Here is a 22138-nt window from a genome sequence, read left to right on the forward strand (position 1 = left end):
TTGCGATAGTTTAATTCAATTTTTTTTAACAACAGCCTGTCGGCCCTTTATATCCAGTAACAAAGTCTCCGAAATTCTCGATCAGCATTTTCCAGGCTTTAGGTTCGATACAATAACAAACGCTCACGCCTTCAATCGTTCCTTGAATCAACCCGGCACTTTTCAGTTCCTTTAAATGCTGAGAGATAGTTGCTTGTGCCAGCCCAAGTTCACCTACCAAGTCGCCGCAAATGCAGGTATTGGCAATCATGATTCGCTGCAAGATTGCAATCCTTGCCGGATGTGCCAACGCTTTCAGCATCGTAGCAAGCTTATTTTGCTCTTCTGTGAAGATTTCGGTTTTGGTAGTTCCCATAATTCCATCGCAATATTACGATTATTTTGTAGTATCGACAAATAAGTAGAAAAAAAGATCGAAATTTGCGTGAATGAAATTGACACATAGCATAGATAAATTGGGCACAACCGGCCTATTTTTAACGGCGATCCTATCACCATGCTGCTTTCCTATCTTTGCATTTGGTGCATCGCTGTTCGGTTTTGGAAGTGCCGAACTATTTGGAGGTTGGACTATGTGGATCTTTCAGGCAATGATCATAGTGTCAATTGCAGGTCTTATCGTCTCCTATTTCCAGCACAAGTACCTGTATCCACTGCTTATTGCGATACCCAGCGCAGCCCTGATCTTTTATGGCTATCATTTTGACCTTAGCGACTATTACCAGTACATGATCTACATAGGTATGGTAGGCATGTTAGCTGCAACCTGGGTAAATTACAAGAAGAATAAGGGTAATAATCATCGGGGAAATGCGGACGATCCAACTAGTGCAGTTGAGCTCACCTCTACAATTACCTGCCCGGATTGCGGGTTTAAAAAAACTGAAACGATGGCTACCGATTCCTGCCAATATTTTTATAAGTGCACTAATTGTGAAGCGGTATTGAAACCTCAAAAAGGTGATTGCTGCGTATTTTGTAGTTATGGCACAGTGAAATGCCCCCCAATACAGCAAAACACGTCCTGTTGCTAATTACAAGTTGAACGCCAATGAGACTCAAAAAAACCATTCCGGCCTTACCCGTTGTAAGCATTGAAGACGCAATTGCTTTTTACGAATCGAAAATGGCTTTTAAGGCCCGCCACAAAGAGCAGTATTTTGCCATCCTCATTAGGGATGAAGTAGAGATTCACTTATGGGCATCTTGTGACAAAAGCTGGAAGTTTACCGGGTTGCTGCGATTGTTCAAACCTATTTGGAGCGGAGCAGAAAGCTTTTTAGCTGGTACTGCAAGTTGTCGTATTGAGGTGGAAGGCATTGATGAATTATACCAACATTACAAACAGGCAGATGTATTGCATAACAAACAGACTATTGTTGAAACACAGCACTGGGGTCAACGAGATTTTGCTACTGTTGATTTATACGGTAATCTCCTGACGTTTTATGAAAATTCTTAAAATGCTGTCCTTTGTTTAAAAATCTGCTTTGCCATGTCCAGCAGCTTTGATACTCGACTTAGAATTTCGGGTAAATCATTCTGGGGAATCAGGTAATTGGTATTGTATCGGGCATCTAAGTACGCATCCTCCAATACCTTTAACAACCGCTCTTCCTCCTCCGTATCAGCAGGAAAGATGTCGTTTAGCTGTGGAGCCAGCCGCCTGTTAAGCTTTTTTAACGACTTAATCGAATGTGTACGACGCTCTATACCATACAGTGAAAGCGCCACCGCTCGAAACGTCAGCTCCGTGGCCTGCTGGAGCATAAACATTGCCATAGCGGAATCATTGCTTTCTGCATACTTTTCGGCGCCTGTGTAAAAGCTATGTGCTTTTGCCATCCCCGCCTCAAACTCCCGCCGGGCTTTGTCAACCACTGCCGCAAACTTTTCCGTTGGCAGATCCGGTATTTTTGCAGAAGTATTTTGGAAGATTAAGTTTTCCTTTAAACATACCAGCGAATAGTAGATGTGCCCATCGTTCAGCGCTTGTTGGATGGCAGATGCTTTGTGTAACGAACAACTTAACCCACCGTCCTTCGCCGTAATCAGCTCCACCACAGGCTCAAGCTCTTGAAAAGGCGTCCCATTGTTGTCCGGCAGTACAATTAACAAATCCCGATAGGTAGCAGCCGTTTCTTGCAAAACTTTAGGGTGGGTAACCTGAAAAATCATTTCCGGTTCAAGGGATGCTACGATCAGGTCAACGATTGGAGATGACTCCGATGCCTTATTGAGTTTCTTGAAAGTACTCGGAATCTTATCATCTCGCTCGTAAATTAGGTATATCGCCTCAATCAAGGATTCTAAAAAGTCATAGTGGCCAAGTCCAATGCCTTCCCCTGTCGCTTCACAAATGCTTGTTTTACTTAAAGCGTATTCCATCAATTGCGTCAATATTTCTGACCATTCCTCAAAGCTGTGGGCATTGAAAAAGCGTTTTATGGCAAGCAATGGCTCTTCGGTTTCTTCAAGTGTTAATCTGCGGACCTTCCCCTTATACGTTTCCTCTATTTCTCCGAGGTTCCGCATGTAGACGCGATCTGCCAGCGCTTGTTCCTCGCTAAACGGCGCGAAATCATCCAGCTCCAGATCGGCCTGGATGGCTTCGGCGGCATCAAGCAACGCCCTTGCGGCAGTCATAACGTCCATTAAATGTTCCTTGATCGAAAGAACGATCGAAGGGTTGCCTAGAAAGGACCACGGTGCTGAATCAGTCGCGGACTTGAACCACAGCCACAGTTTCATGCGCATATATTTCAAATTAGTAGCATTGAATATTTGAGCAATGATCTCCCGAGCAGTTTTTAGCTTCTCGTTGTAAACCAGTTCTATTGCCTCATCCGGCAGTTGATTGTTTTCCATACATTCTTGTTTTTTAGCAAATGACGGATGCATTAGTGCCGTACCGAACCGGTTTTGTTGGTAACTAACTGGTGCCCCCCTGTTTTCTACGGGCATTAATTTTTTTATCTTTGAGTATGGAAACAGCTACTAAACCTCTCAGCAATCATATCGGCAGGAAGATTAGCCGCGTTCGCGAACTTCGGGGAATGAAACAAGAAGCACTTGCGCTGGAAATCGGTGTAAGCCAGCAGACTATTTCAGAGATTGAAAGAAGCGAAACGGTAAAAGATGAGACTTTAGAGAAAGTAGCTAAAGCATTAGGAGTCTCCGTTGAAGGCATCAAGAATTTCAATGAGGAAGCCGTTCTCAACATCATTTCGAATACCTTTACAAGTAACGATACTTCAACGTTGAACGCCATCAATTTTCAGCCAAACTTTAATCCGATTGAGAAGATCGTTCAGCTCTATGATGAGAAAATAGCATTACTTGAACGCTTACTGCAAAGCGAGCGCGAAAAGGTTGAGCTTCTGAAGAACTCAAAGGGCGAGTAATTACATCAGCCCTTCATCAGCAAATGACAAGTAACCTTCACTTGTCAGGATGATATGTTCTAATACAGTAATATCTAAAAATGTACCAGCGGCGGCAATCTTTTGTGTCAACGCAATATCTGCGTGACTGGGCTTGAGGTTCCCTGATGGATGATTATGTGCCAGTATGATGGAACTAGCTGCTGCTTTTAATGCGGCTCCAAAAATCACTTTAGGATCTGCAACCGTACCCGACAAGCCGCCGGTTGAAATGTCCAAGATCCCCAATACACGGTTCGCCCGGTTCAATAAGATAATTTTAAATTGTTCAACAAATTCAATCTTATTTAGATCCCAATTATTACTAAGCAGTTCATAAACGTCTTTTGAACAGTCGATTTTCGGGCGTTGTGATGGTTTAATGACAGGTTTGTAAGTGATCTGAATTTCTGTAACCTGGCTCATTGGAGTTTTTTCTAGCGTTTCCATAATGTTCTTGATTAAAGTGAAAGAATGAATTATGGTGCCTGCCAGGCTGCGGGCGATCGAGCCCAAAAAGCAAAGGAATAAATGGCCCGGAGGATGAGCCCAGCGCGTTTATGCCGGAAGTTTTTGGGCGCCCAGATGCCCGTCGGCCTAACTTTGTGCCTAAATTGATGATTGAGAGAATGATCGCTAGTTAAAATCTTGCCGGCTATAAAAATGATCAGCGCCCGTGCCCGTAAGGGTCGGGCGCTTCCCGCGATCTAAAACCCGCGGACTTACATCCGCGGGAAAATAGCGATTCCTATTTTTAACAGTTGAAGTTTATCGACCTAGTTCCCGCATTAGCTGAGAAAAGGCTACCGGTGCCGATGCGCTCAAATTCTGAACATAGCCTAAATGCATTTTGTGACTTAGTAAGTCCGTTACCAAAAAGAATGGATTTAACTTTAGTCTCCTCGTCTTGATAGTTCTTTACATTTTGAAAATATCCAGTCACAGCATTATACGCTCCAAACAATGTTCCTCTTGTGGTCTCAGTCTGTTGCGTGTTATTAGTGAACGCATATTCGCAAATGTCCTGGCAAAGGTTTTTAAAGTAGCTCGAATATTGATCTTCATTACCATTCAAAACATTTTGCAATACCTCCTTAGATGGCGCCATTGCTTGCTGAACCAATTTCAAAACCGCTTGATCTGTAATACGAACCTTTGACCAACGGTTAAAAATCCCGTCGAGTTCGGTCGTAAGGCTGTTGGAAATACCCATGATTTTATGAGCCTCTTTCAACTTATCCTGTGCGCTAGCGGTATGGCGGATTTTAATAACGTTCGTCATGTTACCCAAAGCAGCATTTAATGTATTGTTACAAACAATACGGATTGGTGTAAACGCTGCCGTTATACTTCCAAACCCATCATGAGAAGTTGTAAGAAATAAATATTTCTCAATTAAATCGTCAGAACCTACCCGAATGTATCCCGGCAACTTCGCAGTAATAAAAATCTTTTCCCCTTTCCCCAATGCCCCGGCCGTTTCATATAATATTCCCTCTTGTCCCCCAACGATTGTATCAAAAAATGAAAATGCACTGGTATTCTGAATAACTTCATAATCGTTTCCTACCACACCTAGCACCTGTTCGGTGTCGGTGCGCACGGTAGCATAATAATCCGGCACGTCGATTTCCGGAATGATAATATCAGTTTCGGGGTCGGCGTGGTGGTTTTCCGTATCGTAAGTAAATAATGGCCGTTTCTCGACGGTGTAATCAAGTCCAGCGTATTTAATGGCTTCGGCGCTACTAGGATATTCTGATACAATTTGTCCTAATCCGTGCCATGCTTTTTCTTTGACAGAAAAGAAACTATGCTTTCCGGTCTTTTCGTTGAAATTTATTAGATGTGCCATAATTCCAAAATTGATAGGTGTTTAAAAACTCGTTAAAATCGATGCTAAACCGCTCAGGGTATTCTCTCGATAGTTGTTCGGTATAACCCTCCCAAAACACCAGGTCGGTTATCTCAATAAATAATTCGATCATCTTTAAGGATTAAATATTGCCCCTGCACTTGGCAGGGGCAAAGAGCTACGCATGTGGAAATACAATGTTGGCTTCGATGTCTTGCAATTTTTCAATGCAAGCATCATAAATGAATTGTGATACCATGCGGATAAGTCCGGCAGTATTGGTGGTGAACTGCTTGCCTTTATCGTCGGTAATAGTCAGCTTGCAACCCTGAAAATGATTGCTTTCCAACTCGTCGCCACCTTCAATAAGCGAAATTTCAAAGGCTTCGAGTTGTCCGATTCGGTTCAATAAATTATCCCGTTGAATACTACGGCGGTGCAAATCATGAACAACCTTTAATGTTGCTTCCAAATTAAGCGCCGGCACAATTGCTTTTGCTTCCTGCTTTGCTTCTGCTTGTGGTTGTTCGGTGGCTCTCTGTTGGGTATTTTCCGGTTTTACCTCAACTTTTGTTTGCTCCGGCTTCCCAACATTTTCAGTTCCTTCAACCTTCTTTTCCTCCGCTTTGGCTGTGGGTAGAGCCCCGTTACTTTTTACTTCTGCTGCATTTGCACTGTTTCCTTTTGCCTGTGCGCCTGGCACATTTGGGCGGTTTTTGATTTTTGTTTCCATGTTACTGGTTTTTTAGTGATTAAAAATTTGTTAAAAAGCCATTTGGCAGAAACCACTTTTGGCTTTTGATAGAGGCAAAAAATTTGAGCGGGGGCCTGGGAAGGCAAGGCTTTGCGGCGAAAAAATACTACCCGAAGGCGTGGAGATTTTTTTGTTCAAACCCAGAGGGCTCGGCCTTGCCGACCGAAGAGGTATAACTTTGCCTCAGCAAAAGCCAAAAAGGACAGGGCTGGGTACTGATGCTAAAGCATTTTTCAAACCCTCGTTATACAAAAAGAAATGGGGGTGATAAAGGACAACTTTTACCAGTTAAACACGATTATTTGTTCACCCGTTTTTTGAAAGAATTAAGATAGGCTGGGACCGAGCAGCTTAATCCTTGCACATTAAGGCAAAATAGAATAGAATTAAGTTCTGTGGCGATCGTTGTACCTTACCCACTTTCGCTTTTTATGAATACGCTTAGATAAATGGCAAGTCTTCCCCTTCATCAGAAAATGGGGATCTTGCTTTGACAGGAGAAATGGCTTCAAAAACACTTTCCGGTTCTTCTTCCTCAGCTTCAGCCTCATCATCGCTAATAAACTCTCCAATAGACAATGAGGCAGACGTAACTCTTACCTTTGTCAAATCTAGTTGCCTTTCCGGCTTATAGAATTGTACATCATTATCTTTAAGCATCTTAAAAAACGGATCTTTAGATATATAGTCGACGGGTGTAGTAAGCCATCCTTTTTGTTTAGCTTCATAAGCCAATAACCAATTCTCACTATATAAACTCTCTGCAGAGAGAAGAGATTCCCATTCACTGGTATCTAAACCGGCAGGTATTAACCCAGATTGCTGAAGATCAAGAACAACTAAGACTACGACTGAATTATTTGTTTTAGAGAGCTGGGTTGCAACATTTTCTGAAATTGTAATTGATAAAGACTTAAGAATCCAAAGCCCCCATGATACTTCAAAATCATTATTTAAAGATAAATGGAACAAAATAAACTCTTCTAAAGCGCTATTTATAATAGTTTCATTTAAGGGATAGCCCTTGCTATCGTAACTAATCAATGTTTGCGCTATATATGGAAGGATTTTAGGCTCGATAATAAGGGAATTCAGTAAAAGTGATTGCAGGATGCTCCAATTTTTGATGTGAAAAATTGTAGCCCTCAATTTCGACATAGCGTACGTTAATACTAAGTCGTCTGGGAAGTTCTTAGCGTAAGAAAATGTCTTATCAAAAAAAGATATTATGTCTTTTCTTTGAGCGCGCCAATCATTCCGAAATCGAAATTCCCTTAAGTTATTAAACCATTCACTTTCTATTACTTCGGGCAACTCTACAATCCTCTCCTTGCTCTGATTTAATTCAAGCTCAAATTCCTTCAGCGTTCGTTGTATGACAGCACGAGCGATCTCAAGATCGCCCAGGTTTTTAAAATACAAGAAATAGTCATCGATTATCCGAATACCTGTTAAATACTTTAATACACTATCCAACTCAACATCTATCGCAGAAAGGATGATTTCTGATACTATCCGACTGGAATCCGGTCCAATAGGAATTCCAACTGTTTGTCCGTCTTGTATTTTCCTGCTATCCTCGTCCAGTGCATTTCCTAATAAGGCCAATCGGTCTCTTTTGGCTTTGGATATAACTTTTGTGTGTAGTGCCCAGGGGATACTGTGAGTATAGATTGAATTATAGCAGCGAGAGATATCGATTCTTAAAAGGAATCTATATCCTGTAGAACGAATTATTCTCTCTTTGATATATAGATCAAAACTAGGTTTAACCAGAGCTCGTAAAGTATCTTTTTTTACTCTAAGTTTTGAAACTGAAATTTTAGATTTATTACAATGATCAACAATAGATATCCAGTCATTTACAATTGTATTTGAAAGCCTTATGTAATGAAGTGGGTGTGGAATAGCTAAGTTTCGACGATATCCTTTAATTTTAGGAGTTGAAAATGGAAGAAGCTTTGTAATTAGTTTCTTTTTACGCTTTTCTACCGGATCAAAAGCATCTAAGTTTAAGATGACCTCATCAACAACAATTAATAAGTCATCACTTGTGAAAGGAGGCAAAATCTCTTCCGGAAAATATCCCTTTTTAATTAAATCATTTATTTCCATCAGGTAGAGCCTAAAATTGCGGAGTTTTAGAATTTGGCTCGATGCTAGGCCGATTCACCTTCAAAATCACAGGCATAGGAAAGTCAACTCCCATTAAAATTGCTTCTCCTTCACCCAATATTGGTAAAAATGATAATGAGTTTCTGCTTGCAGACGAACACGCATTCTCAATCGCTTCCTTGTCATAAGGATTTATTAGCCGGTGGACGATAAACGTCCCCATTTGACTCAGTGTGCCAGCGGGAATATCTCTAGGCATTTGGGTTGCCAAGCATAAAAACAATCCATACTTTCTGCATTCTTTGGCTATTTGATCGAAAGCACTCAAACGGGTCAATTCAAAATACTCATCCTTGACATATTTATTTAAATACTGGTGTGCTTCATCAATAAATAAAACTAAAGGCTTAGTCTTGAATTTACCAGATCGCGAAGTCATTAGCAAATATTTACCTATAGCATTGGCTAAAATCTCTCTGATTTGGAAGTCGAATCCAACTGATTCGAATCCTATCCTAAAAAGACAATCGTCGCTGTCTATAAACTTGTTTATATTTTTTATAAGTTCATTATTGTCTGATTTATCTTTGTTCATCCCAAAAATTTTATCAAAACTTTGGTTATGAAGCAGACTATTAGCCCGTAATATTAAGCTTATGCAGTTATTTAAATGGGTATCTTGCTTACCTCCCCATGCCAAATTTTCATTATCCCAAACACATTCTGCTGTAATTTGATCGGATAACTGCCTGATATCAAAATCAGCCAAATCACCTTCGATAACGCTGATAAATCTTCTATAAATACGATTGTATGGTCGCTTTTTTTCTCCTGATTTCTTTATTATACCATTGTGAACTTTAATTTCTTCATAGTTCCCATCGCTAATTTTAATACTAAAAGAACCTGATTCTAATTGCTTAATATTATCATCATCAACGTTCTTTCTTAAAACATCAAGTATTTTTAATGATTTTATTGCATCAAGCAGTTTTGGCGCCTGAACTTGGCCACTTGGTCTAAGTAATACGAAAATATCTTCGATGCTAAGATTGGAATAATGGAAAAAGTTATTCTCCCCGATTATTGAGCTTTCTGCAATTTTCTCTTTGCCATCGAATGAAGCATATTCACCCGTAGCATCTATTAAAATGGCTTTTCCGTTGTGCCTAATAGTTTCCTCTAAACACTTACTGAGGGTCCAGCTTTTACCACCTCCGGTTGTTCCAACGATTGCACAATGACGTCCAAATAGCGCTTGTTGCGCCACCTCTATCGAGGTTGTATTATCAGATGTTAATTTGCCGAAATCAAATAAGGGAGCATTTGCAGCGCTATCCTCTTTTAATCCAAATCTCTTAAAATAGGTTTGGATAAATTCGGATGTACAAACGAATACCTTTGAACCAATATTCGGGTAACAGCTTAAGCCCTTATTTACCTTTTCAACATTAAAGTAGTCGAACGAAAGCAGGATTTCGATTTTACCCGCTGGATGAAAGTCTTTTCGCTGAAAATCGTTTTCATTTAACACCAACCGTTCCTTTTCAGGAAGGGATAACTCCAATATTTTTCCGAGAAAGCCATGATTTTCCCCTTCAATCGTAACATAATTACCTACTAACCCCGCATTAAATTCCTCTCCGGAAAAAATAAATTTATTAAGTAGCACAGAAGAGGGGAAATGAACCCTGACGAAGTCAGGAAAGACCTGGCTGATATAGCCAATAAAATAATTATGGTCAAAAGGCTTTCTAAAGTCCATTTTTAGCAGGTGCCGGATTAAACGCTTCAGTATATACTTTGGAAGTAGGATAGTTCTGAGCGAAATCTTTAAATTCCTCAGCAACTATAGTAACATTAAATTGCTTATTTGCCTTGTCGATAAACCACTGCATTTCTTCTGAATCTCGTATCGACCGGTTTACAATTAGCACTCTGAAACTTGGATTTTGGCTGACGGCTTCCTTAATGGCCGTTACAATATGTTTATCATTTAAGCTAAATCCCACACAGATCAATAATACATTGTCCTTCCGCAGGTTATGCTGAAACCTTGACATCATTTCAAAAAACGGTTGATCATATGAGTTTTCATATTTACTATCCTTAGGATAGATCATCAAAGGGGTTTCGGTTAAATCATTTATAACGATCCTTTCCTCGTTTGTTAGCTCCCAATTAATAGAACCGTGTGGTTTGTATAAATGAAAAACCTTTGGTACAAAGCTCTCTTCTTCCTTAATCCTGCTTTTTTCCCGGTACACTATATCATAATCGAAATTTCTTCCGCTTAAGGTTCTTGGCGACGAAAATGAAAACCCATCAATGACAGTAAAGTTGCCTTTAACTGCGGCCTGTTCAAATAAAGTGTCATAGTTGAGTGTGAACACTTTTACTCGGGGGTCTTTGAGCTTTCGATTGGTAATCTTATTTAAGAAAGATTCGTGCGGAGAGTCATCCTGCAAATCTATTTTGCAATTAGTGCAAATCTCCTTCTCACATATTTTAATGGTATCTGTTATATCAAAGTCTGTCTCAACAAAGCTTTTGGCAGTACTTGCTCTAGAAAGCAGCCTTTCTAAATCTTTGTCCGCATCAGTAAGATTCGCAAATACTGTATCTTCCGGAATGAATTTTACAGCTTTACAAAACTTCTCGAGTACCGGGCTAGTTAACTTTGCTTCTACCTTCTCCCACAACTCTTTCATAGTTTTACCTCCCCAACCTACGGATGATCCAGCACCGGTCAACACAATCAAATTTTCGAAATGAGATTTTAAGAAGGATGAGTAAGCTGCACGTTTTAGCTTATCTGCAAATGCAATTTTTTCTTCGTTAGTCGCTGGAGCTTCATCAACAAACTCGTAAGGTAACCCATTAACCAGAATAGTCGATTGTACAATATCATCATGATCTTTAGTCACCTCGATAGAAATTTCCTGTTGTGCAGAAATAAAAAACTTTGTTACTATTTTATCTGGTACAGGCATAAGTTTTAATTGATTTCTCTAATTTACTATTAAAGTATATGATTCTCTTACGCACAAGATATTTTTCAAAGCCCGGGTATGTTATGCTTCGAAGCGCAAAAAAGCCCGCTTTTCGCGGGCTCCCCAATCCTAAACTTTAACACCTTTCTTTTTGCTCCGCTTATTCTGCACCAGCGGATCTTCTTTCTGGTCGGCGTTCTGTTTTCTGTCCACCGACGCCTTCGGCTCCTGACCTTGCGAAACACTCTCCGACTTCTTAACCTCCTTAATCGTGTCCCGCTTAACCGGATTCATCTTGTGATCGTACACATTCACATTCTTATACTGCGGTGACGCCTCTATGAAATATCGCGCTTCCTTGCCGCCATCACGAACCACAGTCACAGATTGTACATTGCCTCGCTCCAGCGAGCGCATCAGGTCGACCTTCTGATTCGGATCCGCAAGTTCTTTGATCGTAAAACCATCCAGCGCCTTCTCCAGGTCATAGCCGTACTTTTCACCGAACTGCTTGATCTTATGATTACCCGAATCAGTTTTGGTGTCAAAATCCAGCTTTATCCACGCTTTGTATTTAACCTGCTCCTGCGTCTTCAGCTCTTTATGAACGGCACGGCCTTCCAGCAGGTTAAACGCCTCCTTCGCCGTAATAGACGAGCCGTTGTTCACGTAGAAGGTTTGGGATTTGTCTAGCGACGCGTCGCTATGCTTCAACGAAGCATCATACCGGTTAATAAAGTACATATCCGTAGTATCGGATTTACGCAGGTGCAGGGTATAGTCCATGCGGTTATTGAAATGCGGGATCTCGGTTTGAAGCTGAAATTCTTTCAGGCCTTTCTGGATACCTGACGCTAAATCCTTGTTTAGCGTCTCGCCGAAGCCAAAGTTCTTTAGCTGCGATTGTAAAAACTCAACATTTTGTGTATTCATAGCTTTATTGTTTAATTGATTAATAATATCCGGGATGTATTGGTACGTCATCCGGTCATAGTCTGACGTGTTGTCGTGGGCAAACTGGGCCGCATCAAACCGGTCGCTGAAAGTGTGTAGCTGATCAGCGCTCGTTATCGGCATACACTCTTCATAGGCTACCCATTGCTTACCCTGATCGGCCTTGCTTTTTAATAGTTTGCCTATTTCAGTCTGTATATCTTTCTGCAATTTCATGATCGCTATCTTACAGTTCGTGCATCTTCGATATCGGAGCGCGATACCTCTAAGCTCATGTGGCGAGCGCCGTCTTTCTCATACAATTCGATGAAAAGGGCTTTATCATCCGGCAGGGTGAACTTGTTCAATCGGAAGATTTTCATTAGGCGACCCGCCGGTGCTATAGAGGCGGATTCTTGTCCGAAAACCGCATCGGGATAAACTTCTTCTTCCTGGGTGACCGTTCGCTTTGCTGCTTTAAGATCGCGGATGTAAAAGCGAATGAAGTCGATGTCGTAAGGAATGGACGACCGATTACTTAGCCGGAGCTTAAAGTAAAAGCTCCCTTCGTTAATGAGTACGTTGTTCAATTCGGCCTTAGTGTTTCCTTCCTTGTCTCTGGCGAGGCGGGAAAATTTCAGGTCGGCGATTGTGCTGGGTACCTTCGCCGATTGTACAACTTTCGGGTCATTAGGCTCGTTAGCCGGGTGGCCGTAGCTTGCGCCCTGCGCAAATGCACGCCCTGCCAATAGCAGAATGAGCAGCGTAATTAAATGATACGTTTTCATAATGGATAGATTAGTTGTTCCGTTGGTTATTGTCGCGAAGCAGGAGTTTGTATCCCGCCTTTACCTTCACACGTACTTGTTTGGCTTTCTTACTGAACAGCCCCTTTGCAGCCTGAATACCGGCACCGGCCACTTGTGCAGAAACCGACGGATCCATGGATAAAACCTGCAAGCTTTGAATGGCCTCTTCCGTTCCGCTTTTGATGGCATCGCGTGTTATAGCACCGGGTATGTATAGCCCTTCGAGCCCGTCTAAGTCATAGGCTGATAATGCCACCGGCAAAATCGCATTCCGATAGCGCAGGGTAGCTATATTGATTTTCAGTCTTTCGCCCTCAACGGCTGCGATGCCGAACAGGAATTCATTTTTAGGGATCAGTCTTCCTGCAACGTAAATGCTGTCAGAAAGCCGCAATTTTATGACGGAGCCTGATACAATATCTTGGTCTTGATGAATGACGGCATTGACGGCGTTTCCGGCAACGCTCTCCAGCGTGTTCTGATTACTGGCACCCTGTGTGGCTTGCTGGACCGCGAATACCTGCCCTTTACTCTTTGCGGAAGTTAATTTTAACCGCTCTTTAGCAAGACCGGGGTTCTGAATATCCATGATTTTTTCGAGTACTGCGTTGAGCTGCTTCATCTCTGGGTCATCCCCGCCGGTCTGGATAGATTGCATGAGGCTTTCAAGCCGGTTAACATCACCCGAAATGGAAGAACTTCTCGACACATTGCGCGAGGGTGAAGATGTTGGCGCTTGTGGTCGGTTGATCTCTTGTTGCAGCAAAGCAAGGCGCTGCCTGATCTCTGCTTCCTGTTGATCGGCGGGATTGCTTGTCAAAGCATCGAAGCCTGGCTGTGACGAATATTCTCCGACTGAATCCCCCCAGCTCGAATTGTTTAGTTCCTTAAGCGACGCCTCGTAGGCGCTAAGCTTATCATCTTTTTCGTTCCCGGTGAATTTGGCTTCTGGTAGTGCAGTGTTGATCCCACGAGTTTCTAGACTCGCACCGTGCTCGGCATTTCTTGTCTGACCACCGCCCAGCGCCCAAAACGCCATGGTTAAAAACGGAGTGATCAAAAGAGGAAGAACCAATAGGAATTTTCGATGCCTTAAATAGGCTTGTGAATGAATCGTTTTCATAGTCATATTTGTTAAGTGAAAAAAAGCGATGTCACGATCAGGTATATGCAAGTGCCGCCACCAAGAAGACAGACCAGAAACAGCCAGAATTTAAGCTGCTGTGCAGGCAGGCTATTGATCGTTGTATTCATTTTCATTGCAAGACGCCGCTGCCAATGCACGAGGGAATAGGATATCCGCATGGCTAGTTTCTCCTGCCCGCTCGTAAGCTTTACTGATGTCTTCATGCTTCGGAAAATCATGGTCTTGCGTTTTGGAGGGTGGTATCCCGGTTAGTGATAATTTCCCACCGTTCGATCAAAAAACCGTGGGGGTTGTTGTCTGAGCGACTTACGTTTCGCAGTGTTCCTTCAGTTATCAGGTTCCTGCTGGTCGTGGAAGTAGCGCGGATGAGTTTTTGCATCGCGTAGCAACGGAACTGATATGGGTATTCATCCATATTCAATGCGACGCTGTCTACCACTATTTCCTGGCTGATGTTCGCAGAGATCAGGTTCGTATAGTATCCTCCTTCTTTAAGGTTGTCGTATTGAGCCTTAATTGATTGATCGCCGAGGTAGAGTGCCTTCGAGATATTTGTCTGAATGACTTTATCGTCCGGATCGAGCGTGAAGAAAAACTGGTGGAATGTGCGAACGTGATCACGTGCTTCAACCGGAATGTTGTCTTTCCTGCCGGAAGCGAAAGCCTCCAGCGCTTTTCCGCCTGCTAAAATGTATACACGGTCCTGCGCCACTTGTACTGCCTGGTAACTTTTAATTAGTGCGAAGCCTGAGATTAGCACGCAGGCCAGAATGAGCAAAAAGCTGAACAGGCGGATATGCTTAAATGCTTTGTCGATATTTCTTAATTGGCTGAACATATTAGTAGAATTTAGATTAGTTGCCGCTGAGGCGATTTTTATGATAGTCGTTCGTGCTGCCGTTTGCGAAGTATCCGTCTGATACGGAACGTTCGGCCATTCCCTGGCTAGTAGTGGATCGGCCTCCAAAAACGTCTTGCGCCATTCCGGTTGCAGTTCCTGTGATTGTTTGTGTACTGCTGGACACCAGGGTGTTCACCTTTTGCAGCAACGCATTGCCGCCTCCAGCGTGAACGATGTAGTTTGCCACGCTCGGAACGGTGAAATAGCCGACAATGCCGATCACCAGGAAAATGAGATATGCCGTATCCGTGGAACTAAAAAAGGTATCTCCTGACGATTGGACCTGAGAAATGTCCAGCTTGAGCATATTCTCCTGCACCTTGCCTATAATGCTTCCAAAGATGTTGGAGACCGGCAGCCATAAAAAAATGTTAATGTAGCGGCCTAACCAAACCGTTAGCGTATGCTGAAAGCCATCAAAAACAGCAAAACCAAATACAAGCGGGCCCAATATGGCCAGTACGATCAGGTAGAATGTCCGGATGGTGTTAATGCAAAGCGATGCTGCCTGGAAAAGAATCTCTAATACTTCGCTCATCCACTCTTTTATCGAGTTTCGGAAATTGTACGACGCCTTGGCCATTGCGAACTTCATGTCGTTGCCAACGCTCTCGAACATTCCCTCATCGTCGCCGGTGGGATCATCAGGATGCGTATATTTGTACCATTTATCGCGGTCGCCGCTGCCGTCGGTTCCTACATACATCTGCCAGGCATCTGACTTCTTAATGGCCTCTTCTTTCTTTTTTAAAAGTGTAGCGATTGCTTTGTTAGAGTCCTTAACCATTCCACCTGTTGCGGTGACTGTTGGCTGAAGCACCCCGTTTATTAAGGAAAGTACCGCAGGAAACATCAGTACAGCCAAACCTAGGGCGAACGGGCGAAGCAGCGGATAAAAGTCGATTGGTTCAGCGGCGGCGATCTGGCGCCAAACCCTTGAGGCGATATACCACAGGGCAGCGAATCCTGCTATCCCACGTCCAACACCGATCAAGCGGGAACATAACGGGATCATTTCCTGGTATACCCGATCCAGTTCCGCCTGCAATCCGTGGATGCTTCCGCCCAGGTTTTGCGCCTGTAAAAGGGTTGGAAATAAAAGTAATGGGATAATAAGGCCCCCTTTCCCCCGCGGACGGAGGTCATTTTTTTTTATTTTCATGGCTTTGGGATTTAGTAAAGAGATTCTACCCGTTCTATGCTTCGCCGCTCTTTATCACGCTGGATTGCGAGGATGATATTACGTTTGTTGAAGTCACGCAGAAAGCTGAGCTTGTCCTGCATACTGTCGAAGATCCGGTCGATGGACTGCAGCCGTTCATCGTCGCTCATCCGGAGGTCAGAAGAGCTGACCACGGTAGTGAGCTCGTCTAAGTTCTGTAGACTTTCTTTCGTCAGGCGGCTGTACACTTTCCCGAGGTAATCCAGTTCTGTCGGGCCAAAACTCCCCGACTCACGGAATCGATTATAAGCGCTCTTGTATTCGGTAAGCAGCTGTTTTTGAAGAACGATGATATCAGCGACCCTTCTGTATTTCTTAACCGCGGGGCTGGCTTTCATCATACCGTCGAGAAAGACTTCATGCAGATTGAAGTTGCCTTCTGAAATATCCTTTACAGCATTATAGCCTTTACTTACAACCTGGTACCCCTTTTTCATGTCCGTCAGGATATTTTTTAGCTGCGTTAGTTTTTCGGCATTCAGCAAAAGCTGCTCGATTTCATTCGATTGACCTAAGCTTGGAGATAAGTAAGCGATCATCAGAAAACTGGTTAGCCATGCTCGTTTATTTGTCGTTTTCATAAGCTTGATTTAACTGGTAGATAGACTTTTGTTCTTTTATCCGGTTGGCTCCAAGCATCCTAACATCGGCGGCGAAAGATCCACTGAACTGGTAAGTGCTTAAAACATTGGTGTGAAGACTATTGAGCCGGGCAATCCGTTCTTCGTCTTCCATTTGGTATGCCGATGGGGTCGTCAGGGAGATGAGATCGTCAAGATACCCTTCGAGGTCATTTACCACCCGCCGCTTTACTTCTGAAACATATTCAAGATCGTTCGGCTGGAGTCCTTTCGTTTTGCGCAGATTCGAGAACGTTGCTAAAACCTCGATCTGCATTACCAGTATCTCGGAGAGCTTTGCGTTTCGTTTCACGGCCGGACTTATTGCTTTCCGGGAGCCAAGAAAATCTCGATGCAGGGTAAACTCACCATCAGTGATGCTACGGATGGTACCGATCCCATCGCGAGCTACGGTATACCCCCTTTTCAGGTACCCGGAATATACTTTCAGCGCGGCTAGTTGCTCAACAAGGTATCGCCTTTGCGTTTTCTTCTGATTGAAAATTTCGCCAGCCGTTTGTGCTACAGCGATATTGGAAGCTACCAGGACAAGCAGAAACATAAAGTATGGTAAAGTTCTCAGGCAACGCTTTTTAATTTTCGATTCCATAAAACCTCCTCGTTTGTTGAATGTCCCGCTCAGATTTAGCCCTTGTAAGGCTAAGCATGATATTTTGATTATTGAATTGCCTCAGGTCGCTGTAGTTCTCGTCAATCCGGTCGGCAGCAGCATTGATCAGCTCCAGGCGCTTTGCGTCACTCATCTGTGTATTAAAGGAGTTGACAATAAGCAATATTTGGTCGAGGTTCTTTACGCTAGCAGTTAAGATGCCGGAGTAAACCTTCTCCATGTAGTCCAATTCACCTGGTTTGAAGTGCTGGTCTTTACGAAAAAGGTTGTAAGCATGCCGGTATTCCTCTACGAGTGCCCCTTGCTTTTTTGTGATGTCCCTGATCCGCTGGTAATAAGAAATAGCCGCTTTTACTTTCCAAAGCTCCTCGTAGTACTCCCGGTATAGTTCTCGCTGTTTTTCGGTCCAGCCGGCGATTTCAGTGAGTTTCAGCTTGGATAACTCATTTTCGAGAACCTTTTGGGCGTTCTGAAGCCAGATCGTTTCATTCTGCATCCGCTGTATCTTCAAGTCGACGGCTTTGATCGCTTTTTTTACCCCCGCGCGGATCACTTCAAGTATTCCGACTTGTGCGTTCGCCCGCTGTAGCGGAGAAAAGACTGTTAAAGCGGCCAGAACGACTATTATTTTTATGCTTTTCATAAGTAGGCGATTAAGGGAGTCTTCTGTATTCTGATGATTCCATCCGAAGTACGCTATCACCGTCTTTCATGGTGATGATTCTTCCGCGCTTGCTTTCCCGTAGTTGCTGACTTTGGGGATTATAAGTTGCGGTAAGCTCTTCGTGGCGCTGTTCCTTGGGCAGCAACTTTCCTTCACGTATTTTCTGATAACCCGTTGTTCGCGTAATGCTGTACGAGTTTTCGTTAATCTCACGTATTTCAAGCGTATCGTCGGCAATACTGTATTCGCCTTCGGCGTGTTTCACATAAGTCCCGCTGAACTCAGGCTTGTTGTCGTTGCCCCTGCAGGCGCAGAATAGGGAAACGACCATTAGGGCAATCATTTTCTGTTTCATAACTATGCTGATTTTTGGTTAAGTTCACTAGCGAGCGCCGCTATGCCACGCTCTATACCGCCATGCTTGCGGGCATATTCATGCACCTTGGCTTTCTCCGACGATTCCGTAGTATAGGCGAGGTATTCCTCGGTACTTACTTCCGTCCTGTACACTTTTGAGACCTGACCTCCCAAGCTGATAAATACTTCCTTATACTTTCGCCTGGGATCATTGGCTTTATTCATAGATAAAATGAGGGCCTTTTCTTTATCGCTCAATCCAAGCAGTTCCTGCACCATGTCGAACTTGATCTGGTATTTCGATTGGTCGAGCAGGATCTTACAATCGGAATTGTTAATGATCGCTTGCTTGATGATCGGCGAGCTGATAATGTCTTCGATGTCCTGTGTAACCACGATGGCTTCCCCGAAATGCTTCCGAACGGTCTTGAAAAGGTACTTGATGTATTCCGCCATACCGTCGCGTGCTATCGCTTTCCAGGCTTCTTCGATCAGGATGGTTTTTCGAACGTCTTTTGGCAGCTTTCTCATTTTGGAGATGAATGTCTCCATGATGATCAGCGTGACGACCGGGAAAAGGATGGGATGATCTTTTATGTTATCCAGTTCAAATACAATGAAACGCTGGTTCAGCAGATCAAGATTCTTATCTGCATTCAGCAGATAGTCGAACTCGCCGCCTTGATAGTAAGGGCCCAGTACATAAAGCAGGTTATCGAGATCAAAGTCCTTTTCCTTCACTTTGTCTTTCCGGACAACTTCCAGAAATGGGCCGCCCAGGTATTCGTAAAAAGAATTAAAGCATGGAAATATTTCGCAGTCGGCGTTAAGCAGCTCATAGTAGCCCTGAATGGCGTTGGAGAGCGCTACATATTCGGAACGGCCAAATGACTCATCCTCCTTTTTCCAAAGGGCAAGGATCAACGTTTTAAGGCTTTCCTTTTTCTCGGTGTCGAGGATGTCGCCTTGGGCGATATGAAAAGGATTGAAGCAGATCGGGCTTTGTTCATCGTAAGTAAAGTAATAGCCCTTAGAGATATCGCAAAGACCTTTGTATGAATGCCCGACATCTACGATCACAATATGAGCCCCCTGCTCAAAGTAGCTCCGCTCCATGTGGTTAGTGAAAAACGATTTTCCGCTTCCAGATGGACCGAGTATAAACTTGTTTCGATTGGTCGTAATTCCTTGCCGGATTGGCTCGTCTGATATATCTACGTGAACAGGATGGCCTGTGAGCCGGTCGCCGAGGCGTATTCCTATGGGAGATATACTGGAACGGTAGTTCGTTTCGACATTCAAGAAACAGCAAGCCTGTTCTAGAAACGTGTCGAACGTATCGTTCATCGGGAAATCGGCTGCGTTGCCAGGGAGACCTGCCCACCAGATTTGAGCAGCACCATCAGTTTCTTGCTTCGGACTTGCGTCAAGCTGCGCCATTGCAGATGAAACGCGGTTACGAACTTCTTTACGATTATCCGCATCATCCGTCCAGGCAAGTACGTTAAAGTGCGCTTTCACCGGTAACCGTGCCTGGCTGATCGCTTCATTCAGGAATTCCTGTGTTGCGTCACGTGCAATCGCATTTTCGCGAGAGTATGCGGAAAGTGATTGAAGCCGCAGGCGTTTTGCTTCAAGCCGCTTCATCGTCCGGCTAGCATCACCAATAAAGATATACTGGTTGAAAATGTGATTGCAATCCAGCAGCAACCCAAGTGGTGAAGAAAATCCGGTACTGAACTTAGTCCGGTCGGTTGAGTATTTATCATAGTTGACGCGGGATCCACATAACGCCGGAAGTTCTTCGGTGTTCCCAAGCGTAAACAACTGGCAATGCTCGCTTCCGATCCTGATTTCGTCCGCCAAATGGATGTCGCGAATCGCAGCTTTCTCGTTAGGGCCCAGCAGGAAGCAATATTTTTCCAGAATGCCAGGCTGTTTTGTAGTTCCGGACAACTCATCGTCAGTTAACCGTTCCAGTTTGGCCAGGCCGCTGTCATTCAATACGCGTTCGAATTGTCCGCACTTGTCCAGAAAACTGTTTAAGAAACCTACATTAAGGGAATCAGGTGGCACTACGCTCTTTCGGAAAAGCCCGGTGAACGCTGAACTTGCCGGCTTTCGTGCCTCCTGCTTTCTCGTAAGAAAAATATAGCACCGATGGTTCAGGAAAGCCCGTTCGTTAAAAAATCTTTCGCTCGACCTCGACAGAAAGGTCGCTGCATTTTTTTCAAATGCAGCTGCGTGCTGGTCCGCCACAAACCAGTCCTGCTTATGCAGAATAGAATGAGGCGGCAATAAACGGATAGCTTTCAACATCGTCTGGTGAAAGGCTTCGTACTCGGAATCTGACAGCGTAAAGATTTCGGGCAGTGTAACTTCGTACCCAATCGTAATGTCGCCCTGCACAGAAAGCATACAATCATGCTCTATGGCATGAATGGGCAACAACTTTTCAAGATTGATCTTTGCAGCCATGTCATTTGCGTTTTAAATCAGTGAATATTCTGCGTGAGCTTACCCGCAAGTATTGTGGTATGGCTGATTTAGCGGCTTTTTTCATTAATCCGTGCTCACCATATTTATGGCTTAGCCGATAAACCTGAGTGAAGAGGATGAACCCTGATCCACCTATAAGGAACAGGCACAGGTACAGGGACACGCCAATTAGGTAAAGTACCGCGAAGGCAATCAGCAGGAAAACCAGACCAATTGCGAGGTATGCAATGTATTGCGCCTTCAATCCCTTGAATTCAAGGGGCTTATTGATACCCTTATTGATATAGTATACCGACGCCATGTTAAATTCCGAAAAAGGATTGAAGAACAGTAGCTACGACCACTAAAAAGATACAGCTGCCGAACCAGGCGCTCGCAACCTTAGGAGTGTCGGGCTCGCCGCCATTCCATTTTTGATACACCTTAATTGCTCCAATCAGTCCTACTACCGCACCGATAGCATACATCAGATTGGTGCCGGTTTCGAAATAACTTTTGACTTTGTTAGTAGCTTCATTTATCCCGGCATTTCCATCCTGGGCCATTAAAGGCACGGTAATTAGTATAAAGGCGATTGACTGTATACCACGAATACTTAGTTCGAATACTCGCTGCTTCATTTTATCAAATCTTTGGTTTTTCATAACTCTTTATCTTAAGGTGAATACTAAGCAGCTTTTTGCCAGGCCGCTTCGATCTCGGCCTGATCAACGGTAAAGGAAAGGGCATGTGCGTTTTCCAAAACCTGCTCGATCAAAGAGAACCGATCAATTTCAGTTCCTGCGTACCTTGAAAAAATCAGGCTTAGGAGTGAAAGAAATTCATCTTTTTGGTCGAGTCCCTTAAAGGCATTGATCAGCCCCCGCATTTCGTTTATCAGTTCGTCCTGTGCAGTTGGCTCTCCATCGGGGAACTGAAGATCTTCTGCGTTAAGGGACGACTCGCCCGGTTCAGGTTTTATACTACCAATCACTTCACCACCGAACTTGGGGACTGTTGTTGCGGGGAAGGCGGGCTTTGGGTGGACAAACGCTAGCAATTCTCCCCGGTAGTATTTAACCAGCACAATGCCATAATAAGCAAGACCGATAATCACGACGGCCGCAAAATATTGCGGCCAGGAAATAAAGGATAACATAGCTTTGATTCTTAAACTGCCGCTCCATTGCTGCAGTTGCTGGGACAAAATTGAGCCGAACATTAATCTTTTATTCAT

The 22138-nt window shown here is 43.6% G+C and carries 26 protein-coding genes and 1 pseudogene; 4 read left to right on the top strand and 23 right to left on the bottom strand.

The features are described 5' to 3' along the window. Positions 1 to 25: 25 nt before the first annotated feature. The gene (locus P2W76_RS11225; RefSeq protein WP_276347927.1) at positions 26 to 355 is read right to left on the bottom strand and encodes a metalloregulator ArsR/SmtB family transcription factor; all 330 of its coding nucleotides are present in this window, start codon (positions 353 to 355) and stop codon (positions 26 to 28) included. Positions 356 to 428: 73 nt separating this feature from the next. Between P2W76_RS11225 and P2W76_RS17910 the strand changes: the two are divergent. From P2W76_RS17910 to P2W76_RS11235, 3 genes and pseudogenes are all read left to right on the top strand, one after another. Next, positions 429 to 770: pseudogene (locus tag P2W76_RS17910) on the top strand (MerC domain-containing protein); the annotation flags it as partial. An 81-nt stretch (positions 771 to 851) separates the two neighbouring features. Then, positions 852 to 1034: a GDCCVxC domain-containing (seleno)protein gene (locus P2W76_RS17915; RefSeq protein WP_346429833.1), complete on the top strand. Its 183-nt coding sequence runs from the start codon at positions 852 to 854 to the stop codon at positions 1032 to 1034. Positions 1035 to 1051: 17 nt separating this feature from the next. Next, complete coding sequence (locus P2W76_RS11235; protein ID WP_276347929.1) at positions 1052 to 1462, top strand: hypothetical protein; 411 nt, start codon at positions 1052 to 1054, stop codon at positions 1460 to 1462. On the opposite strand, the gene P2W76_RS11240 is transcribed toward P2W76_RS11235, so the two are convergent. After that, a complete protein-coding gene (locus P2W76_RS11240; protein WP_276347930.1) occupies positions 1459 to 2868 on the bottom strand; it encodes a HEPN domain-containing protein in 1410 nt (469 codons plus the stop codon). The genes P2W76_RS11235 and P2W76_RS11240 overlap by 4 nt on opposite strands. Positions 2869 to 2984: 116 nt before the next feature. Between P2W76_RS11240 and P2W76_RS11245 the strand changes: the two genes are divergently transcribed. Beyond that, complete coding sequence (locus P2W76_RS11245) at positions 2985 to 3404, top strand: helix-turn-helix transcriptional regulator (RefSeq protein WP_276347931.1); 420 nt, start codon at positions 2985 to 2987, stop codon at positions 3402 to 3404. On the opposite strand, the gene P2W76_RS11250 is transcribed toward P2W76_RS11245, so the two are convergent. From P2W76_RS11250 to P2W76_RS11350, 21 genes are all read right to left on the bottom strand, one after another. Then, complete coding sequence (locus P2W76_RS11250) at positions 3405 to 3872, bottom strand: JAB domain-containing protein (protein ID WP_276347932.1); 468 nt, start codon at positions 3870 to 3872, stop codon at positions 3405 to 3407. A gap of 304 nt (positions 3873 to 4176) precedes the next feature. After that, complete coding sequence (locus P2W76_RS11255) at positions 4177 to 5277, bottom strand: DUF932 domain-containing protein (RefSeq protein ID WP_276347933.1); 1101 nt, start codon at positions 5275 to 5277, stop codon at positions 4177 to 4179. Further along, positions 5234 to 5410, bottom strand: a complete 177-nt coding sequence (locus tag P2W76_RS11260) for a hypothetical protein (protein ID WP_276347935.1) — start codon at positions 5408 to 5410, stop codon at positions 5234 to 5236. Before P2W76_RS11260 ends, P2W76_RS11255 begins: the two co-directional genes overlap by 44 nt. A gap of 45 nt (positions 5411 to 5455) precedes the next feature. After that, positions 5456 to 6010 carry a hypothetical protein gene (locus P2W76_RS11265; protein WP_276347936.1) on the bottom strand — a complete coding sequence of 185 codons (555 nt, stop codon included), beginning with the start codon at positions 6008 to 6010 and terminating at the stop codon, positions 5456 to 5458. A gap of 462 nt (positions 6011 to 6472) precedes the next feature. Beyond that, positions 6473 to 8146 (bottom strand): RNA-directed DNA polymerase, encoded by a 1674-nt coding sequence (locus P2W76_RS11270; protein WP_276347937.1) that lies wholly within the window; start codon positions 8144 to 8146, stop codon positions 6473 to 6475. Between the two features lie 10 nt (positions 8147 to 8156). Further along, positions 8157 to 9911 carry an ATP-binding protein gene (locus P2W76_RS11275; RefSeq protein ID WP_276347938.1) on the bottom strand — a complete coding sequence of 585 codons (1755 nt, stop codon included), beginning with the start codon at positions 9909 to 9911 and terminating at the stop codon, positions 8157 to 8159. Then, positions 9901 to 11139, bottom strand: coding sequence for an SIR2 family protein (locus P2W76_RS11280; RefSeq protein WP_276347939.1), 1239 nt, complete (start codon positions 11137 to 11139; stop codon positions 9901 to 9903). Before P2W76_RS11280 ends, P2W76_RS11275 begins: the two co-directional genes overlap by 11 nt. Positions 11140 to 11268: 129 nt before the next feature. Then, positions 11269 to 12309 carry a hypothetical protein gene (locus P2W76_RS11285; protein WP_276347940.1) on the bottom strand — a complete coding sequence of 347 codons (1041 nt, stop codon included), beginning with the start codon at positions 12307 to 12309 and terminating at the stop codon, positions 11269 to 11271. Positions 12310 to 12314: 5 nt separating this feature from the next. After that, positions 12315 to 12860, bottom strand: coding sequence for a DUF4138 domain-containing protein (locus tag P2W76_RS11290; protein WP_276347941.1), 546 nt, complete (start codon positions 12858 to 12860; stop codon positions 12315 to 12317). Between the two features lie 10 nt (positions 12861 to 12870). Beyond that, entirely contained in the window at positions 12871 to 14004 is a 1134-nt protein-coding gene (traM, locus tag P2W76_RS11295) for a conjugative transposon protein TraM (protein ID WP_276347942.1), read from the bottom strand. A gap of 11 nt (positions 14005 to 14015) precedes the next feature. Next, the gene (locus P2W76_RS11300; RefSeq protein WP_276347943.1) at positions 14016 to 14231 is read right to left on the bottom strand and encodes a hypothetical protein; all 216 of its coding nucleotides are present in this window, start codon (positions 14229 to 14231) and stop codon (positions 14016 to 14018) included. Between the two features lie 11 nt (positions 14232 to 14242). Further along, positions 14243 to 14866 (bottom strand): conjugative transposon protein TraK, encoded by a 624-nt coding sequence (traK, locus tag P2W76_RS11305; RefSeq protein ID WP_276347944.1) that lies wholly within the window; start codon positions 14864 to 14866, stop codon positions 14243 to 14245. Positions 14867 to 14882: 16 nt separating this feature from the next. Beyond that, on the bottom strand, positions 14883 to 16091 hold the full coding sequence (gene traJ / locus P2W76_RS11310) for a conjugative transposon protein TraJ (protein ID WP_276347946.1): 1209 nt from the start codon (positions 16089 to 16091) through the stop codon (positions 14883 to 14885). Between the two features lie 11 nt (positions 16092 to 16102). Beyond that, positions 16103 to 16732: a TerB family tellurite resistance protein gene (locus P2W76_RS11315; RefSeq protein WP_276347947.1), complete on the bottom strand. Its 630-nt coding sequence runs from the start codon at positions 16730 to 16732 to the stop codon at positions 16103 to 16105. Continuing rightward, the gene (locus tag P2W76_RS11320) at positions 16716 to 17333 is read right to left on the bottom strand and encodes a hypothetical protein (protein WP_276347948.1); all 618 of its coding nucleotides are present in this window, start codon (positions 17331 to 17333) and stop codon (positions 16716 to 16718) included. The genes P2W76_RS11315 and P2W76_RS11320 overlap by 17 nt, the downstream gene beginning before the upstream one ends. 31 nt (positions 17334 to 17364) lie before the next feature. Beyond that, positions 17365 to 18045 (bottom strand): conjugal transfer protein TraI, encoded by a 681-nt coding sequence (locus tag P2W76_RS11325; protein ID WP_276347949.1) that lies wholly within the window; start codon positions 18043 to 18045, stop codon positions 17365 to 17367. A 10-nt stretch (positions 18046 to 18055) separates the two neighbouring features. After that, positions 18056 to 18421, bottom strand: a complete 366-nt coding sequence (locus tag P2W76_RS11330) for a hypothetical protein (protein WP_276347950.1) — start codon at positions 18419 to 18421, stop codon at positions 18056 to 18058. Positions 18422 to 18423: 2 nt separating this feature from the next. Next, positions 18424 to 20901 (bottom strand): TraG family conjugative transposon ATPase, encoded by a 2478-nt coding sequence (locus P2W76_RS11335; protein ID WP_276347951.1) that lies wholly within the window; start codon positions 20899 to 20901, stop codon positions 18424 to 18426. Position 20902: 1 nt separating this feature from the next. Beyond that, the gene (locus P2W76_RS11340; protein ID WP_276347952.1) at positions 20903 to 21223 is read right to left on the bottom strand and encodes a DUF4133 domain-containing protein; all 321 of its coding nucleotides are present in this window, start codon (positions 21221 to 21223) and stop codon (positions 20903 to 20905) included. A gap of 1 nt (position 21224) precedes the next feature. Beyond that, entirely contained in the window at positions 21225 to 21542 is a 318-nt protein-coding gene (locus tag P2W76_RS11345) for a DUF4134 domain-containing protein (protein ID WP_276348373.1), read from the bottom strand. 47 nt (positions 21543 to 21589) lie between these two features. Continuing rightward, positions 21590 to 22138 carry a hypothetical protein gene (locus P2W76_RS11350; RefSeq protein ID WP_276347953.1) on the bottom strand — a complete coding sequence of 183 codons (549 nt, stop codon included), beginning with the start codon at positions 22136 to 22138 and terminating at the stop codon, positions 21590 to 21592.

Origin of the sequence: Daejeonella sp. JGW-45 (assembly GCF_029360805.1) — a bacterium.
Classification (GTDB): Bacteria; Bacteroidota; Bacteroidia; order Sphingobacteriales; family Sphingobacteriaceae; genus Daejeonella.

Excerpts from the sequence above, each read along its gene's own strand:
- P2W76_RS11275 (WP_276347938.1), bottom strand. The coding sequence starts at position 9,911 with ATGGACTTTAGAAAGCCTTTTGACCATAATTATTTTATTGGCTATATC.
- P2W76_RS11340 (WP_276347952.1), bottom strand. The coding sequence starts at position 21,223 with ATGGCGTCGGTATACTATATCAATAAGGGTATCAATAAGCCCCTTGAA.
- P2W76_RS11345 (WP_276348373.1), bottom strand. The coding sequence starts at position 21,542 with ATGAAGCAGCGAGTATTCGAACTAAGTATTCGTGGTATACAGTCAATC.
- P2W76_RS11270 (WP_276347937.1), bottom strand. The coding sequence starts at position 8,146 with ATGGAAATAAATGATTTAATTAAAAAGGGATATTTTCCGGAAGAGATT.
- P2W76_RS11350 (WP_276347953.1), bottom strand. The coding sequence starts at position 22,138 with ATGAATAAAAGATTAATGTTCGGCTCAATTTTGTCCCAGCAACTGCAG.
- P2W76_RS11300 (WP_276347943.1), bottom strand. The coding sequence starts at position 14,231 with ATGAAGACATCAGTAAAGCTTACGAGCGGGCAGGAGAAACTAGCCATG.
- traJ (WP_276347946.1), bottom strand. The coding sequence starts at position 16,091 with ATGAAAATAAAAAAAAATGACCTCCGTCCGCGGGGGAAAGGGGGCCTT.
- P2W76_RS11320 (WP_276347948.1), bottom strand. The coding sequence starts at position 17,333 with ATGTTTCTGCTTGTCCTGGTAGCTTCCAATATCGCTGTAGCACAAACG.
- P2W76_RS11335 (WP_276347951.1), bottom strand. The coding sequence starts at position 20,901 with ATGGCTGCAAAGATCAATCTTGAAAAGTTGTTGCCCATTCATGCCATA.
- P2W76_RS11325 (WP_276347949.1), bottom strand. The coding sequence starts at position 18,045 with ATGAAAAGCATAAAAATAATAGTCGTTCTGGCCGCTTTAACAGTCTTT.
- traK (WP_276347944.1), bottom strand. The coding sequence starts at position 14,866 with ATGTTCAGCCAATTAAGAAATATCGACAAAGCATTTAAGCATATCCGC.
- P2W76_RS11285 (WP_276347940.1), bottom strand. The coding sequence starts at position 12,309 with ATGAAATTGCAGAAAGATATACAGACTGAAATAGGCAAACTATTAAAA.
- P2W76_RS11245 (WP_276347931.1), top strand. The coding sequence starts at position 2,985 with ATGGAAACAGCTACTAAACCTCTCAGCAATCATATCGGCAGGAAGATT.
- P2W76_RS11280 (WP_276347939.1), bottom strand. The coding sequence starts at position 11,139 with ATGCCTGTACCAGATAAAATAGTAACAAAGTTTTTTATTTCTGCACAA.
- P2W76_RS11260 (WP_276347935.1), bottom strand. The coding sequence starts at position 5,410 with ATGATCGAATTATTTATTGAGATAACCGACCTGGTGTTTTGGGAGGGT.
- traM (WP_276347942.1), bottom strand. The coding sequence starts at position 14,004 with ATGAAAACGATTCATTCACAAGCCTATTTAAGGCATCGAAAATTCCTA.
- P2W76_RS11265 (WP_276347936.1), bottom strand. The coding sequence starts at position 6,010 with ATGGAAACAAAAATCAAAAACCGCCCAAATGTGCCAGGCGCACAGGCA.
- P2W76_RS11290 (WP_276347941.1), bottom strand. The coding sequence starts at position 12,860 with ATGAAAACGTATCATTTAATTACGCTGCTCATTCTGCTATTGGCAGGG.
- P2W76_RS11330 (WP_276347950.1), bottom strand. The coding sequence starts at position 18,421 with ATGAAACAGAAAATGATTGCCCTAATGGTCGTTTCCCTATTCTGCGCC.
- P2W76_RS11235 (WP_276347929.1), top strand. The coding sequence starts at position 1,052 with ATGAGACTCAAAAAAACCATTCCGGCCTTACCCGTTGTAAGCATTGAA.
- P2W76_RS11255 (WP_276347933.1), bottom strand. The coding sequence starts at position 5,277 with ATGGCACATCTAATAAATTTCAACGAAAAGACCGGAAAGCATAGTTTC.
- P2W76_RS11250 (WP_276347932.1), bottom strand. The coding sequence starts at position 3,872 with ATGGAAACGCTAGAAAAAACTCCAATGAGCCAGGTTACAGAAATTCAG.
- P2W76_RS11240 (WP_276347930.1), bottom strand. The coding sequence starts at position 2,868 with ATGGAAAACAATCAACTGCCGGATGAGGCAATAGAACTGGTTTACAAC.
- P2W76_RS11225 (WP_276347927.1), bottom strand. The coding sequence starts at position 355 with ATGGGAACTACCAAAACCGAAATCTTCACAGAAGAGCAAAATAAGCTT.
- P2W76_RS11315 (WP_276347947.1), bottom strand. The coding sequence starts at position 16,732 with ATGAAAACGACAAATAAACGAGCATGGCTAACCAGTTTTCTGATGATC.